This window comes from Kushneria aurantia DSM 21353 (genome assembly GCF_000382245.1).
In the GTDB taxonomy this organism is placed as follows: domain Bacteria; phylum Pseudomonadota; class Gammaproteobacteria; order Pseudomonadales; family Halomonadaceae; genus Kushneria; species Kushneria aurantia.
Genome location: NZ_KB907866.1, coordinates 101,034 through 116,382 on the forward strand (window position 1 = coordinate 101,034; position 15,349 = coordinate 116,382).

At 61.3% G+C, this 15,349-nt stretch carries 14 protein-coding genes and 2 pseudogenes; 5 read left to right on the forward strand and 11 right to left on the reverse strand.

Going from position 1 to position 15,349, the window contains the following annotated elements; all coding sequences use genetic code 11:
* Nucleotides 1–73 precede the first annotated feature (73 nt).
* Nucleotides 74–937, forward strand: a complete 864-nt coding sequence (locus H146_RS0105445) for a RibD family protein (RefSeq protein ID WP_019950855.1) — start codon at nt 74–76, stop codon at nt 935–937.
* A 4-nt stretch (nt 938–941) separates the two neighbouring features.
* On the opposite strand, the gene H146_RS18530 is transcribed toward H146_RS0105445, so the two are convergent.
* Genes H146_RS18530 through H146_RS0105470 form a run of 5 tightly spaced genes read right to left on the reverse strand, consistent with a single transcriptional unit; the run spans nt 942 to nt 5,349 of the window.
* Nucleotides 942–1,925 (reverse strand): lysylphosphatidylglycerol synthase transmembrane domain-containing protein, encoded by a 984-nt coding sequence (locus tag H146_RS18530; protein ID WP_019950856.1) that lies wholly within the window; start codon nt 1,923–1,925, stop codon nt 942–944.
* Nucleotides 1,922–2,809: a methyltransferase domain-containing protein gene (locus H146_RS0105455; RefSeq protein ID WP_051090975.1), complete on the reverse strand. Its 888-nt coding sequence runs from the start codon at nt 2,807–2,809 to the stop codon at nt 1,922–1,924. Before H146_RS0105455 ends, H146_RS18530 begins: the two co-directional genes overlap by 4 nt.
* On the reverse strand, nt 2,806–3,936 hold the full coding sequence (locus tag H146_RS18535) for a glycosyltransferase family 4 protein (RefSeq protein WP_051090976.1): 1,131 nt from the start codon (nt 3,934–3,936) through the stop codon (nt 2,806–2,808). Before H146_RS18535 ends, H146_RS0105455 begins: the two co-directional genes overlap by 4 nt.
* Entirely contained in the window at nt 3,933–4,331 is a 399-nt protein-coding gene (locus tag H146_RS0105465; protein WP_019950857.1) for a 6-pyruvoyl trahydropterin synthase family protein, read from the reverse strand. The genes H146_RS18535 and H146_RS0105465 overlap by 4 nt, the downstream gene beginning before the upstream one ends.
* 19 nt (nt 4,332–4,350) lie before the next feature.
* A complete protein-coding gene (locus tag H146_RS0105470; RefSeq protein ID WP_019950858.1) occupies nt 4,351–5,349 on the reverse strand; it encodes a zinc-dependent alcohol dehydrogenase in 999 nt (332 codons plus the stop codon).
* 255 nt (nt 5,350–5,604) lie between these two features.
* Here H146_RS0105470 and H146_RS0105475 point away from each other — a divergent pair, with 255 nt between their 5' ends.
* A complete protein-coding gene (locus H146_RS0105475; RefSeq protein WP_019950859.1) occupies nt 5,605–6,345 on the forward strand; it encodes a CDP-alcohol phosphatidyltransferase family protein in 741 nt (246 codons plus the stop codon).
* A gap of 114 nt (nt 6,346–6,459) precedes the next feature.
* On the forward strand, nt 6,460–7,473 hold the full coding sequence (locus H146_RS0105480) for a succinylglutamate desuccinylase/aspartoacylase family protein (RefSeq protein WP_019950860.1): 1,014 nt from the start codon (nt 6,460–6,462) through the stop codon (nt 7,471–7,473).
* A 27-nt stretch (nt 7,474–7,500) separates the two neighbouring features.
* Here H146_RS0105480 and H146_RS0105485 read toward each other — a convergent pair whose 3' ends face one another.
* Together H146_RS0105485 and dusA are read right to left on the reverse strand one after the other, a co-directional pair.
* Nucleotides 7,501–8,481 (reverse strand): aldo/keto reductase, encoded by a 981-nt coding sequence (locus H146_RS0105485; RefSeq protein WP_019950861.1) that lies wholly within the window; start codon nt 8,479–8,481, stop codon nt 7,501–7,503.
* A gap of 107 nt (nt 8,482–8,588) precedes the next feature.
* Nucleotides 8,589–9,650 carry a tRNA dihydrouridine(20/20a) synthase DusA gene (gene dusA / locus H146_RS0105490; protein ID WP_019950862.1) on the reverse strand — a complete coding sequence of 354 codons (1,062 nt, stop codon included), beginning with the start codon at nt 9,648–9,650 and terminating at the stop codon, nt 8,589–8,591.
* 650 nt (nt 9,651–10,300) lie between these two features.
* On the opposite strand from dusA, the gene H146_RS18540 reads away from it, so the two are divergent.
* Nucleotides 10,301–10,759: an Lrp/AsnC family transcriptional regulator gene (locus H146_RS18540; RefSeq protein WP_019950863.1), complete on the forward strand. Its 459-nt coding sequence runs from the start codon at nt 10,301–10,303 to the stop codon at nt 10,757–10,759.
* A 242-nt stretch (nt 10,760–11,001) separates the two neighbouring features.
* Nucleotides 11,002–11,631 (forward strand): annotated as a pseudogene (locus H146_RS22085) (transposase); the annotation flags it as partial.
* A gap of 34 nt (nt 11,632–11,665) precedes the next feature.
* On the opposite strand, the pseudogene H146_RS19985 reads toward H146_RS22085, so the two are convergent.
* The 4 genes and pseudogenes from H146_RS19985 to H146_RS0105520 all read right to left on the reverse strand — a co-directional run bounded on the left by H146_RS19985 (nt 11,666) and on the right by H146_RS0105520 (nt 15,231).
* Nucleotides 11,666–12,900: pseudogene (locus H146_RS19985) on the reverse strand (argininosuccinate synthase).
* A gap of 3 nt (nt 12,901–12,903) precedes the next feature.
* Nucleotides 12,904–13,500, reverse strand: a complete 597-nt coding sequence (locus tag H146_RS20185; RefSeq protein ID WP_019950866.1) for a formyltransferase family protein — start codon at nt 13,498–13,500, stop codon at nt 12,904–12,906.
* An 84-nt stretch (nt 13,501–13,584) separates the two neighbouring features.
* On the reverse strand, nt 13,585–14,481 hold the full coding sequence (locus H146_RS0105515) for an EamA family transporter (RefSeq protein WP_019950867.1): 897 nt from the start codon (nt 14,479–14,481) through the stop codon (nt 13,585–13,587).
* Nucleotides 14,482–14,496: 15 nt separating this feature from the next.
* The gene (locus H146_RS0105520; protein WP_169433461.1) at nt 14,497–15,231 is read right to left on the reverse strand and encodes a 2OG-Fe dioxygenase family protein; all 735 of its coding nucleotides are present in this window, start codon (nt 15,229–15,231) and stop codon (nt 14,497–14,499) included.
* Nucleotides 15,232–15,349 lie beyond the last annotated feature (118 nt).

The window sequence follows — 15,349 nt, forward strand, 5'->3', positions numbered from 1 at the left end:
ATCATAAAGTTGTACAGGATGGTAGCGCCCTTGAAGTGCAGGGCGCCGGATAGACCAGCCCGGTGAAGTTTCAATGGCCGATTCACATATCGACGACGACCTCGCATGGCAGCATCTTTTGCGCGCTCGCCATCATGACTGGCGCGATAGTGCCCACTATGGGGCAACGCCACTCGCCTTCAGCGCCGACGGGCGCTGGCAGTCGGCAGCCGCAGTGAGTGCCGCGGCGAGCCAGCTGCTGGATATTATGACGCCGCTGGTAGCGCGCTCAACGCCACTGGTGATCGCGCAGTTCGGCCAGAGCCTGGATGGCCGTATCGCCACCGAGTGCGGCGACTCCTGCTATGTCACCGGGCATGAGGGGCTGGTACATCTGCACGCCCTGCGCGCGCTGGTCGATGCGGTGTTGGTGGGGGCCGGCACGGTGGACGCCGATAATCCGCAGTTGACCGTGCGTCATCGGCATGGAACCCATCCTGTGCGGGTGGTGCTTGATCCGCGCGGACGGCTGTCGCCCGATCGTTTCGTGTTCGACGACGACAGTGCCGCTACCCTGCATCTGGTCGACAGCGCACAGCGCCAGCAGTGGCAGCGCCGCCATGATGAACGCGGCCGCAGGGTAGAGGTGCTGGGCCTTGAAGGCGGCGAGCAGGGCGTCGACCCACGCCGGATCGTGGCGCTGCTGGCCGAGCGCGGACTGACACGGCTGCTGGTCGAGGGCGGCGGGCTGACCATCTCGCGCTTTCTGCAGTACGGCTGTCTGCACCGGTTGCACTGCATGGTGTCGCCGATGCTGATCGGCTCCGGGCGGCCCACGCTGACGCTGCCGGTTATCGACCGCCTCGCGCATTCGCTGCGACCGCGGGCGCGCCATTTCACTCTCGGCAGTGATGTGCTTTTCGATCTTGATTTCGAAGACGAATCGCCTGCCGGCTGAGGCTTCAGCGCTGGCGCCAGCGGCCCAGTAGTAGCCTGACCGCCCCGGGTAGACTGGAAACCAGCACCACTGCGCCGTAGGTCACCGAGATGGCCACGCCCTGCTGGGCGGGCAGGCCGGCAAGGATCCACACCAGCGCCGCAGCGCTTTCACGAATGCCCCAACCGGCCACCGACAGCGGAATGGCCATCGCCATCAGTACCAGCGGTGTCAGCGCCAGCAGCGTCGTCACCGGCAGAGGGGCGCCCAGCGCCCGGGCACAGCAGATAAACACCAGCACGTAGCTCGCCACGATCGCCAGCGATCCCGCCAATTGCCGCCGCCAGAGACTACCCGCCCACAGGGTGCGGTGCAGGTCGTGGTGCAGGCCGGCCAGCCAGCGCGGCGCCATTCGCCACACAGCGGCAAATGCCAGTATCACCAGGGCGACGCCAATCAGTGTCAGTATCAGCGGGCCGTTGGCGGCAAGGTCGCCTATTGCGCCGAAGCGGGCGGCAATGCCATCGCGCAGCGGTGCAAACAGCACCAGACTGACCAGCGCCACCAGCGCCAGCGCCAGCTGGCCCGAGGCGCGTTCGATGACGACCGCGCGCAGTGCGGCGCGCCTTGACACCCCTTCGCTGCCGTGGCGCCAGGCACGCCCCAGGTCGCCGCTGACACCGCCGGGGAGTATCTGATTGAGAAAGGTGGCGAGGTAGTACTCGGCGACCGCCGTGCCGGGGCGCAGCTCCAGGCCCATATGGCACGCCGTCAGCCGCCAGCGCCAGGCCGAAAGCAGCACCTGCGGCACCGTCAGCGCCAGTGCCAGCGCCAGCCAGCCGGGGGAGAGCGATGCCAGCCGCGACAGCAGGGCGTTGTGATCGACCAGCAGCGCCACGCTGCCGAGCAGGACCAGCGACAGCAGCCAGCGCAGCAGTGGCGATCCCGGCGCGCCGCGCAGTGACGCCAACAGACGTCCGGCACTGCGCTGTGCACTGCGTTCGCTCATTGACGCCTGTCACCCTGCGGCAGGGCCAGCAGGTCCTGATGGCCGACCTCGATGTCGAGCGTACCATCCTTGATGGCGGCGCAGCGGCGGCTGTACCAGTGATCGAGCGCCTCGCGCCGTATCGGGGCCTGCTCCAGCGCCGCGTCATACCAGCCTGCTACCAGCGCGTGCATTAATTCGGCATGATTCGGCCGGCGGCTGTCGAGCTGCCAGGGGGCGGTCGCCACGCTCACCTCGAAGCCGCGTTCATTCAGCAGCCGCTGCGCCACGACCGGGGCATCGCAGCCCAGGGCACCGTTGAAGCCCTTGTCGCGGCGCTGGTGGCGGGCGATCAACTGCTGTACGTCACGGTCCAGCGCCCGCATGGCGTCATCGCTGCCGGTGCGCTCGGCAAGACGGTTATCGCCGTCGATACTCAACGCCAGCAGCAGGGCGCAGCGGCGTTCGCCGCACCAGTCGGCCAGCGTCGTCAGCCAGCTTTCGGCGACCAGGTCGAGCAGCGCGGAGGCGGTCACCAGATCGGGGTGCGGCGGGGCGTGGCGAGCCAGCGCCTCTTCCAGTGCGACCAGATCGCAGCGTCGGGTTGTCAGTGCGGAGACCTGCGCGGCATGCGAGGTGTTGGCAGCGCTATCGAGCAGGGCGGCGTCCTGATCGAGCAGCCACCACTGCTGCTCGGACGTCAGCCGCGCACTCAGATAGCGCAGGTTGCTGCCGCTGCCGCAGCCCAGGTCAACGATCTGTACGCTGTCGTCGCGCGCTTTCAGCCAGGGCGCGAGCCGTTTCAGCAGCGGGTGGCGGTCGCGGGCGTCGTGGTCGGCGGCTTCGCGCAGGGCCAGCCATTCGCCGCTGAAGTCGCTGTGCGGTGCCTGATCCTGATCGCTCATGGCTGCTCCATCCTGCGCTGGCGCACGATGCGGCCCTGTGCCACCAGGCGTGCCAGGGCGTGGTGGAAAAGCCGCGCCGCACTCGACCAGTCGGCAAACGTCTCGCGGGCGGCGATCGCCCCCTCGCGCAACTTTTGATAGCGCTCGCGGCTTTTAACGTCGCCGCCAAGCAGCGATGCCAGCGCCTCGCGCAGCGCTTCGCTGTCTCCCGGTGCGATCTGCAGGCCGGCACCCGCCGGCAGGGTATCGGCCAGCGCGCCACCATGGGTGGTGACCACCGGCAGGCCGTGGGCCAGCGCCTCGCTGACCACCATGCCGTAGCCTTCGTAAAAGGAGGGCAGTACGAAAACGTCGGCCGCCTGCCAGAAGGCTTCCAGCTGTTCGAAGGGCAGGGCGCCGTGCAGGCTGATTCGCGCTTCAAGCCGATGGCTGGTGATCAGATCGTGCAGGCGCGTGGCATAGGCCGTGTCGCGTTCGCTGTCGCCGATCAGGTCGCAGTGCCAGCCCTGCTGTGCCAGTCCCGCCAGCGCCTCGACCAGTAGATGCTGGCCCTTGCGCGGAATCAGCGTGGCGATGCACAAAAGCCGCGGCGGGTTGCCCGCTGCAGGCGACAGCGCCACCGGCTCGACGCCCGGCTCGACCACATCGATACGCGCGTCATCGATACCCAGCTCGATCAGCCGGCGGCGGGTGAAGGGGCTGGTGACGATGATGCCGGCCACCGCGTCGAGGGTCTGACACTCCAGCGTCAGCAGCCGTTCGCGCTGCGCATCGCTCATGCCGGTTTCGTCGCCCAGCGGATGGTGAATCAACGCCACCAGATCGAGGCGCTGGCGGTGTACGGCGACAACTTCGGGCATGGCGCTTGCCGCCAGGCCGTCGAGCACCACCGTGGCACCGTCGGTGCAGCCGCCCAGGGCGCGCTGTAGCGACTCACGGGCGATGTCGTCGGGCAGCGGAAAACGGCCGTCGAGGCCGATCACCTCGACCTGCACGCCGAGCGCCTGCAGCCCCGCGACGACATGGCGGTCGTAGAGATAGCCGCCGGTGAGCTGATCGAGGCGCCCGGCGATGATCAGGGTGAGCCGCTTCGGACCGGTGTCTTTCTCTGCCGCGCCTTCCTTCACAGCTCACCCTCGTAGCTGGCCCAGGCGATGTGCGATTCGTGCAGGGTGATCAGCATGGCACTCAGGCCGTGACCGCCTTCGCCGAGGCGGTCGGCGGTAATGGCGTCGACCAGCCGATCGAAAATCACTTTCGCCATGAATTCGGTGGTGGTGTTGTGACCCTTGAAGGCCTCGACTTCGTCAAGGTTTTGCATGTTGATCTCGCCCAGCACGGCGGCCAGAGCCTGGCTGGCGAGACCGATATCGACCACCAGGCCGTGCTCGTCGAGCTGCGCGCGGCGGAAGGTGACATCCACCACATAGGTGGCGCCGTGCAGCTGTTGCGCCGGGCCGAAGATCTCGCCGCTGAAGCTGTGGGCGATCATGACGTGGTCGCGAACGGTAAGGCTGAACATAAGAGCTCCCTGGTCGGAATCAGGCGGTTTGCAGATAGCGGATACGGTGGCAGAGCGCACCCGGTCGGGCGGTCAGTTCGGCCATGGTAGCGGGCAGATCGTCGAAGCCACTCTCGCCGTCGATCAGTGCGTCAAGGCGGGCGTCATCGAGCAGTGCCAGCGCCTGCGCCATGCGCTCGGCGAAGCCGCGGCGGGCGGCGCGCGCCGGGGAAACGGTGCCCACCTGGCTGGCACGCAGGGTCAGTCGGCGCGAGTGAAAGGCCTCGCCCAGCGGCAGGCTGATCGACTGGCTGGCGAACCAGCTCATCTCGATCACGCTGGCTTCCCGGCCGGCCAGCTGCAGCGCGCGGGCCAGCCCGGCCTCGCTGCCGCTGGCGTGAATCACCACATCGCACTCGTCAGCGGCCTGCTCGGGAGGGCGAAAGTCGAGCGCCAGCGATCGGGCCAGGGCGGCACGCTCCGGGTTGATATCGATCAGCTCGACGCGGCTGCCGGGCATGGCGTTGCACAGGTGGGCCATCAACGTGCCGACCACACCGGCGCCGATCACGGCGATGCGATCGCCGATGCGCGGTGCGGCGTCCCACAGGCCGTTGAGGGCGGTCTCCATGTTGGCTCCCAGCACCGCGCGGCTGGCCGGTACTCCGGGCGGCAGCGGTGTGACCATGGCAGCCGGCACCACGTAGCGCTGCTGGTGCGGGTGCAGACAGAACACTTCGCGACCCAGCAGTGACGGCGGGCCGGCTTCGACCACGCCGACGCTTGCGTAGCCGTACTTGACCGGAGCCGGGAAGTCGCCCTGCTGAAAGGGCGCGCGCATGCGCTGATATTCGCTTTCGGGTACCCGACCGTGAAAAACGGTGGTTTCGGTGCCGCGGCTGACGGCGCTGTAAAGCGCGCGCACGCTGACCTCGTCGTCGCCCGGCGGCGCCAGTATCTCGCGGCGCAGGCTGCCGTGTCCCGGTGATTCGATCCAGAAAGCGAGGGTCTGCTGCTGTGGGGCGGTCCCTGAAGACATAAGGCTCCCTGCGTTCATCCCTGATGGTGGCGCTGAAAGTCGAAGCGACAACGGTTACCGAACGACTACGCTATGATGACAGTTCATCATAGCGCGTCCGGCATGGTACCGACCTGTGATGACGTTTGCGTCCATCCCTTGCGATCGAATAAAGGGGTGGCAGCGCCAGTGCCGATGCGCACAGGGCTGATTTTCGAGCAGACGCCACGCGATAGAAAAAGTGGTGCGTCGCCGGCGCTTCAGGGAGGTAGCGACATGAGTGACCGCAATTCGGTGCCGCAGCGCTGCGTACGCCATTGGCCGCCCGCAATCGGTGAGCTGGGCGTCGGGCTGGGGGCATTGCTGGTGCTGGTCGAGGTACTGCGTCTGGGCGTTCGCGTGCCGGCGCTTTTGCACCTCAGCGCCGCGGCGGTCTATCTCGCCATTGCCGCACTGGTGGCCTATGGCGGGCCGGCGCGTGCCGGTGGATTGGGCTGGGCCAATCGTGTGACGCTTGCACGCGCCGTGCTGATCGCGCTGGTTGCCGGTACGTTGCCGCTGCCGCACTTCATTAATGATCACCATCTGCTGCTGTTCGTGGTAGCGCTGGTGGCGCTGTGCATGGATGGCCTTGACGGTCTGGTGGCGCGCCATACCGACAGCGCCACCCATTTTGGTGCTCGCTTCGACATGGAGCTCGACGCCTTTTTCATTCTTGCGCTGTGTCTGCTGCTGGTGGTGCAGAGCAAGGCCGGTCCATGGGTCATCGCTATTGGTGCGATGCGTTATCTGTTCGTGCTGGCGGCGCAGTACTGGCACTGGCTCGAGGCCGAGCTGCCGGTCAGCTATCGGCGCAAGACAGTCTGTGTGATCCAGCTCGGCGCGCTGATGCTGTGCCTGCTGCCGGGCGTAACGCCGCCGCTGACCACTGTGCTGCTGGCGGCGGCGCTGGTAGCGCTGCTGCTCTCCTTCCTGCTGGATATTATCTGGCTGCGCCGTCGCTCGCATATACGCTGATCGCATCAATCTGCTCGTTTAACGTATTCAACGTGGCCCGGTGACAGTCCGGCCTCAGGATGGCAGATGAGATGACGATAAAATGGGATTTGAATACCGATTCGAGATTTTCGCATGGCCCGTGATCCTTTCGTTCTCGCCGGCGAGCATGTCGCGCCCGGCCAGCGTCGCCAGATTGATGTTCCGGTGGCGCGTCTTTATACCCACACCCCCCTCAATATTCCTGTCGAGGTCGTCCACGGTCGTCGCGCCGGACCGGTGATGCTGGTGTGCGGCGCGATTCACGGCGATGAGCTCAACGGCGTCGAGATCGTGCGCCGCGTGCTGCGTACCCGATCGCTTTCCAGGCTACGGGGAACGCTGATCGCGGTACCGATCGTCAACGTGTTTGGTTTCGTACAGCACAGCCGCTACCTGCCCGACCGGCGCGATCTCAACCGCTGCTTTCCGGGCAGTGAGTCGGGCTCGCTGGGCTCGCGCATGGCGGCGCTGTTTCGTCAGGAGGTCGTCGATCAGGCCAGCCATATCCTCGATCTGCATACCGGCGCCATTCACCGTACCAACCTGCCGCAGATTCGTGCCCAGCTGGATGATAACAGCGCTACACAGGCGATGGCGGAGGCCTTCGGGGCGCCGGTTATCCTCAATGCCGAGCTGCGCGAAGGCAGCCTGCGCGAATACGCCGAGAGCCGCGGTATTCCGGTGCTGACCTACGAGGCGGGCGAGGCGCTGCGTTTCGATGAGTGGGCGATCAGCGCCGGCGTGCGCGGCGTACTGCGGGTGATGCGGCTGCTCGATATGCTGCCGGCCGGGCGGGGCAGCCGCCCCGCCGCCTGCGAGATTGCGCGCGGTTCGAGCTGGGCGCGCGCGCCTATCGACGGCGTGCTGCGGCCGCGGGTGCGGCTTGGGGCGCGAGTCGACAAGGGTGAGCGGCTGGGTGTGGTGGCCGGTCCCTTCGGCAATGAGGAAGGCGAGGTCGTGGCGAGCGGTGCCGGTATCGTTATCGGCATGACCAATCTACCGCTGGTCAACGAGGGTGAGGCGGTGTTTCATATCGCCCGTTTTCGAGGTATTGACGAGGCGGAGAGCGCGGTGGAAGCCTGGCAGTCGCGCTCTGCGGAGAGCTGAGGGGCGGCGCGTCACCGCCCCTGCCGATCAGGAGGCCGCGCCGGGAATGGGCGCCTCCATCGAAATCAGCTGCTCATCCCACAGCGTTTGCCACAGTTCGCCGGGAATGGCGATGTCCATCAGCGCCAGGTTCTCGGTAATACGCTCCGGGCGAGTGGTACCGGGGATCACCGAGGCGACGCAGGCCGGCGCGGCGGAGAACTGCAGTGCCACGGCGCGCACATCCACCCCGAACCGCTCGCAGACATCGCGCAGTCGGGCGGCGCGGTTGCGAATATCGTCGGGCGCCTTTTTGTAGTTGTAGTGCTCGCCGCCGGCCAGAATGCCGGAATTGTAGGCGCCGCCGATCACCAGCCGCGCGCCGCGACGTTCGCACTCCGGCAGCAGGTGTGTCAGGGCGTTATCGTGGTCGAGCAGTGAGTAGCGACCGGCGAGCAGGAAACCGTCCGGGTCGGCCTTTTCAAGGGCACGTGTACAGGCCTCGACGCGATTGACGCCCAGCCCCCAGGCCTTGATGACGCCTTCGTCGCGCAGCCGGGTGAGCGCTTTCGCGGCGCCATTCATCGCCTGGTCGTGAACCTCCTCCCAGCGGCTGCCGTGGGCATCCTCGGCGCAGTCGTGAATCCAGGCGATATCGATGCGGTCGGTATCGAGGCGTTTCAGACTCTCCTCGATGGAGCGCAGTGCGGCGGATTCGGAGTAGTCGAACACGACCCTGTTGGGTCGACCGTTGGCGAAAATGCCGCTTTTCTCTTCGGTTTCGTCGAGCAGCAGACGACCCACCTTGGTCGAGATGACAAAGTTGGCCCGTGGCTCGTCGGCCAGCGCGGCGCCGAGGCGCATCTCGGAGAGCCCGGCGCCATACTGCGGTGCGGTATCGAAGTAGCGTATGCCTTCCTCCCACGCCGTCTGCAGCGTCTGCATGGCACGCTCGTCGGGTATCTCCTCGTACATGTTACCCAGCGGCGCGGTACCCAGCCCCATTTTGCCCGGTAGTTCAAAGCGCATCTCTTTCTCCTGACCTGTTGAAGCCTTCCGATGGTGTGTCGATTCGGGTATCCCAGTATGGTCTGACAGGCCAAAAGGGCAAAACCACGGCGTTGTGGCCACCGTCGTTAGTAGGTCATTCGCTCGGGCGGTTCGCGCCGGGCGTCCTGCTCGGCGATCAGCGCCATGGCGCGGTCATATACGTCGAGACCGGCATCGCTGCGGTGGGCGGTTTCGGAGAGATAGCGGCGAAAGCGTCGGCCGCCGCGGCAGCCGCTGAAAAGACCCAGGATGTGGCGGGTGATGTGGTTAAGCCGCACCCCCTCGGCCAGCCGTGACGCGACATAGGGGCGAAAGGCCTGCATCGCCTCCAGTCGGGTGGGCGGTGTGCCGGCATCGCCGAAGATATCGCGATCGACGTGGGCCAGAAGCCAGGGGTTCTGATAGGCCTCGCGGCCGACCATGACGCTGTCGACCATCGCCAGCTCCTGCTGACACGCCTGTAGCGTTTTCAGCCCGCCGTTGAGACCGATATGCAGCGCCGGGCGCGCCTGCTTGAGGCGATGGATACGCTCATAGTCGAGCGGCGGCACGTCGCGATTCTGCTTCGGCGACAGGCCCTGCAGCCACGCCTTGCGGGCGTGGACGATAAATGTCGTGCAGCCGCTGGCCGCCACGGTGTCGATGAAGTGAGCGAGATCGGCCTCGTCGTCCTGGTCGTCGATGCCGATGCGACACTTCACCGTCACCGGGATGGTGACCGCGGCGCGCATCGCCGCCACGCAGCGCGCCACCAGTTCGGGGTAGGCCATCAGGCAGGCGCCGATCAGATTGTTCTGCACCCGGTCACTGGGGCAGCCGACATTGAGGTTGACCTCGGCGTAGCCCCACTGCTCGGCAATGGCGGCACACTCGGCCAGCTCGAGGGGGTCGCTGCCGCCCAGCTGCAGCGCCAGCGGCTGCTCGATGGCGCTGTAGCCCAGAAAACGTTCGCGCGGCGAGCCGTGCAGGATGGCGCCGGTGGTTACCATCTCGGTGTAGAGCAGCGCACGGCGGGTCAGAGTGCGCGCGAAAGCGCGCTGATCGCGCGGCGTCCAGTCCATCATCGGCGCCACCGAGAAACGGCGTGCGGCGTCGGCTGCGGTCGTGTCAGGATTCATGCGGGTTGAGGTGGTGGCCTTGTCTACCATGGCTGTTCGGGGAGGCTCGCGTGGCAACGATCAAAAGCGCTGGCGAAAGGACGGTAGTTTCTCATATGTGACCCTTATCCGCATCGCTCGCGGACTTCCGGTAAATAGCGTTTGCTCTGTTTCATGGCTTCAGCCTCTAAAGTATTGGAGCCTTCGACGATCCCGGGGTGGTTCACGATGGGCTGCCGCCGAATGCAGCAGAAAGGAACTACTGGAATGCTCAAAAATCGGTGGCCAAAAATACTTGACCACTACAGCTTCAATTTGGCGGCGTGAGAGTGGCGAGAAGGTCAGTTTTTCAGATACCATCCTGGATGCGGCTGTTGGTGCTTGATGGATTGATCAAGGTTCTTGAAATCATGGCATTTTCAGTCGCTTTCTTTATATACCCTGTGAGAAATTCGGGCTAGATCATGCTGGGCGCAGAATCCAGAGCCACGGTTTGGCGCTTGCAGGGGCATTATCTCGACAAGGACGTGCCCGTCTACAGCGCGAGAATACCCGGCCCTGGCGCTTTCCGCACCTGCCGCGTGGACCAAATCGCCGGAGGGCACCCTCACCCGTGAACGCCATGCCCTCGACGATCTCGATGAAAGCCGTCGAAATCCGTAGTAAACGTCAGACCCGGAAACTAGAGAGGTGAGAGAGTAATGATCGGACTCGATAAGATCGATTTGGCCATCCTTCGAGCCTTATCGGAGGATTCAACTGCAACGAATATTGAGATCGGGAAGCAGGTAAATCTTTCCGGTCCGGCAGCATTTGAGAGGATAAAACGCCTTAAAAAAGAAGGGGTTATTCTTGGAACAAGAGTAGATATCGATGCAGACGCTATCGGCCTTCCATTCTTGGCATTCGTTTTTTTGAAAACGCGGGGAAGTGGAAAACGTAAACAGGTAAATAGCTTGGAAAAAATTCGTGAGATCGAGGAAATACACTCCACAGCCGGACAATTTTCAATTTTGCTCAAGGTGAGGACCAAAGCTGCCAAGGATATGGAGGATATTTTTGAAGAGATTTATTCCGTCGATGGTGTTGAAGCTTCCGAGACAATCATTGTGTTCCAAACCTTTATGACGAGGCCAGTGTTCATCGAACTCGAACCGTAGACTGTTTGATCCGCTCAAATACCAGATCAATTCGCCAATGCAGCTAAATATAGTACCCTTGTCTTCTGTAATGCTAACTCTAGAGCGGGGGTTGTTGAGTTTTATTAGCACAGAGCGCTTTTCATAATTAGTCGGTCCTGCAAAACCAAAAATCATCATAAAATCATGATTATGCGCCTGGATGATGCTCCCTTTTCGGCGTAAAATCTGGTCTATCCTCGCCAAAATCGTGAGAAATCGACATGACTCCCCGCGATCAGCGCCAGAATCCACAGCGTGACCTGCTCAACATCTACCTTGATGACATCATCAACATGCGCCACGAGTTGGTGCAAATGAGTCAGAGAATCGACTGGTCCGATTGCGAGAACATTTTTGCATCAGACTACACCAGCAACAACGGTAGACCCGGCTTGCCCATCCGGTTGCAGGTCGGTCTCCAGATGTTGAAACATCTCTATGGGCTGTCGGATCGCGAGGTGCTGGATCGCTGGGTTGAAAATCCGTATTGGCAGTTTTTCTGCGGTGAAACCCTCTTCCGTCATCGTTTGCCCATGGATGAGACGACCATGCTGCGCTTCAGACAGCGGATTGGTGAAGAAGGGGCTCGTCAGATTTTGAAGATGACGATCCAGTTGGGACAGGATACCGGCATCGTGAAACCTGAGAGTTTTCGCGCAGTGGTCATCGATACCACCGTCATGCCGAAGGCTATCGCCTATCCGACTGATGCCCGTCTGGTGAGCCGTTGCCACTATAAAATCGTGACCCTTGCCAAACAGGAAGGCGTCAAATTCAAGCGAACGTTCTGCCGAAGTCTTGAGACAATGGCGCGCAAGGTAGCGGTGGCCGCTCGGTTTGACGAAGCGCGCGTCGACACCAAGATCGGTATCGACGCCTTGACATTTAACTTGCCTCCCGTGTTTCAGCGGCGGGTTCGATGCTGGCCTGCTCGGAAGATCGCTGGAGGGCAGCGACACGCCCCTGCATTGACCAGATATAGGAGAAGCCGACCCCAGCTGTTTGATCGAAACCTTCGTAAGATTCATATGAGGAAATGCCGAGATTGTAGAGCGAGTTAGGCGAGCGTCGCGCCGCAACAATAATCCGTCCCCGATCAAGCTGAAGTATAATGGTTCCGTTCACGCGCTGCGCATAGCCATCGAAAAAACCGTCCAATGCCTCGCGCTTGCCGCTGAACCATTTCCCTTCGTAGATCAGGTCGGCATATTGCTGCGATAGGAGAGGCTTGGTGTGCAGGAGATCACGGTCGAGAACCAGATTCTCCAGCTCACTCATCGCCGCCGAAAGAATTTCGGCGGCCGGGCTTTCATAGACGCCACGCACTTTAAAACCCACCACGCGATTTTCGATGATATCCAGCCTGCCGATGCCGTGCCTGCCGCCGATCTCGTTCAAATCTGTGACCAGTTCGACCGGTGGTAGCGCTTTTTCATTGAGCCGTACCGGCCGTGCGGCCATGAATTCAATGGATACCGTTTCCGGCTCTGACGTAGAGTCATTTGGCTTCCGCGTGATGGTGTAGGCGTCCTCGGGCGGTAAGCTCTCAATGTTGTCGATCTCGCCGCACTCGACGCTTGTGCCCCAAAGATTGGCATCGCGGCTATAGGGGCTGGTCTTGAAAACCGGCATTTGGATACCGTTGGCATGAGCATACTCGATTTGTTTTGAACGCGTTGTCAGATCCCACTCCATGACGGGTGCGATAACGCGCAAGCGAGGGTCGAGCGCAATGATGCTCGTGTAGAAGCGAATCTGGTCATTGCCCTTTCCGGTCGCCCGTGGGCCACTGCGTCAGCTCCCTCCAACCGGGCGATTTCAACGAGACGTTTTGCGATCAATGGGCGGCCTAGAGATGCGGCCATATGGTAGCGCCCCTCGTAGAGCGCGCCGGCACGCATAGACCGGAATGCGAATTGGCGAATGAATTTATCCCGAAGATCTTCGATATAGACGGCTGCCGCGCCATTGGCTTTCGCCCGCTCTTCCACCGAAGACAAGTCTTCCCCTTGGCCGATGTTCGCGCAAAATGCGATAACCTCAGCGTTATATTGTTTCTGAAGCCAGGCGAGTGCAATCGATGTATCGAGGCCGCCGGAATATGCAAGTACGATCTTCATGGATTAAACCCTCCTAAGCTGGAACTTCAACAGGTGAGAATCTTGACCTTCGCGCATTTCATGCCGCGCGAGCATCGCTCGCGTATGGAGTGTGGGGCTCCACTTTTCATCACAGTCACTCGGAAGTTTCTGCCCGCAAGCGATCCGTTGAACGATCTCGTAGAAAAGGATAAGGCAGTAGGAAGCTGTTCGATCGCGCAAGCTGTCGACAGTCTCCGAAGGCAGGATCGGGAAACGCAAAACTTTGATGATTGGGCCGAAGTCGATCTCCTTCACGATATGATGGCACGTTGCTCCGAAAACCGGCCGGTGCTCCGTTATGGCATAATTGTAGCCGCCGATACCCCGATAATCTGGAATGCTTGGATGAAAATTGATAGCCGTTTTCTTTACCTGCGCAAGCACGGCCGGGGTTAGTATCAGGTCTGCCTTGAAGGTAAAAAGGCGATCTCCCTCCCAGTTTTCGACTGCTGATGGTGGTTCATTCCCATGGTCCCAAAAGATCCTGTCAACATGTCGAAACACAATGGCAAGGCAATCTGCTGCTGAATAACTCCATCTGGATGAATCGCCAATGAATAGAATCTTTTCATCAATCATGCTTGACCTCCGTTTTTGCTAGTTCTAAATATTCACCCTTTTCGCCGCGTCTCTTTTTTCCTGCGTTATCGGCTAGCGTTTTGCTTACTTCGCCTCCCGACCACGCAGGATACACGCAACGCCGATCAATACGAAAAAGAGAGAGAGAGCAGTGTAAATACCCACGTTTTCATTGAGGAAGTACATGCCAAGGCCAACTGCCACGATAGGCGTCACGAGCGTGTAGCTTGTTGCCACCGACATGCGTACATTTTGTAGAAGGTACATGTAAGCGCTATAGGCGAGAATCGATCCGCCGATCACTAGATACAACAAAGCAATCAAAGCCCCCGGCCCCGGGAGTGTGTTCATGCGTTCTCCGAGCATTAATGCGATCAACGTGATCGCGATTCCTCCCGTCAGCATTTCATAGGCGTAACCCGTCATGCCTTCGGGAACCGGAAGGACCTTGCTGAGAACAGACCCCAAACCCCAAAAAAGCGCTGCGGCGACGATTATGACGGCACCGATTCCGGCGTTACCTATGCCGCCACCCTCAAGATTGAGGACGACCACTCCGGCGAAGCCAAGTAGAATTCCCCACACTTCCCAACTGTTGGGCCATTCACGGAGAAACAGAACGGATAGCAGTACCGCCCAGATCGGGACAGTCGCGATGCCGACCGAAGCCATTCCGCTTGAGATTGTCTGTTCAGCAATAGCGATTCCGCCAACGCCGAGGCCCAGCATCGAGCAGCCGACAATCATGCAACTCAATAGTTCTTTAAAGGTGGGTAATCCGACACCACGGATCGCCAGAACGCCGACCATAAATAGACCAGCCACGACAAACCGTGATCCAGTCATCAAGAGCGGTGGCATTCCTTCGAGAGCAAGAGCAATCGCCAGATAGGTTGAGCCCCACACGATATACACGATGATCAGGCAGGCCATGACTATCGGCGTGAACGGGCTCCTCGCAATAGCTGCGCGTAGATGCATTTCGTATATCCTTGATCAGTCCTCTTTGAGGATCTTGGGTGTATGGGTATAGCCGAGCACCAGAATGTCCCGGATCGCCGGTTTATCACCGTTCGCCGGTGCGATCGGCGTGACGGAGTGCAGCACTTGCCGGTCGGCCCAATAGAGCGTGTCGAACAGTCCTTCCAGGCAGTGCTCAGCCTTCACGCTCCGGTCGTTTTCATGAATGCGCGAAAGACCACCAACGGTGTTTTGTCGTTTGATAAGGTGGATTGCGCCGAAATCGATATCATCACGATGCACGCCTTCAGGTGTTGGCTCGCCCAGTTCGCTCTTCCGTCCGATAATCCGGAACATGTGGCAAGCGACGAGCCACCAATCGTCTTCCGGATAGTCGCTAGCCGGAAAGCACTTGAAGTCGTGCTTGATCAGCGTGCTGAGAACCGGATTTGATGTAATCGAGTCAGTTACCGGTGCGACCACCCGCTGGACGCCACCGGCATAGGCGTTGGTCTTTGCAGCCTGGAAATAGGGCTTTTGCTTCAGGAGGACGATACGTTCGGTGCTCGGTTGAAATGCATATCGCCCATAGCGCCGTTCGCGAAACGTTGCTCCATCCTTGAGGTACTTGTCGACCTCCATGCTGTCCCATTCAGCGACGAATTTCTCAGCATGGGGAGCGAGTTCGTCGGGGATAGGCAGGGCGGAACCTTCAAAGAAGGCGCAGCCATCTTTACGAAGGTGATTTTGCGCTACGGTTTGCATCGGCATATCCTCCATTCTCATTCGAGATGACAGGCGCAATTTCCCTTCCTTATCCCAGCGCATGTTGACCAGGGAGACGCAGTGATGCAGGCGGCACGACTGCACTTTGCCTAACAATAATTTG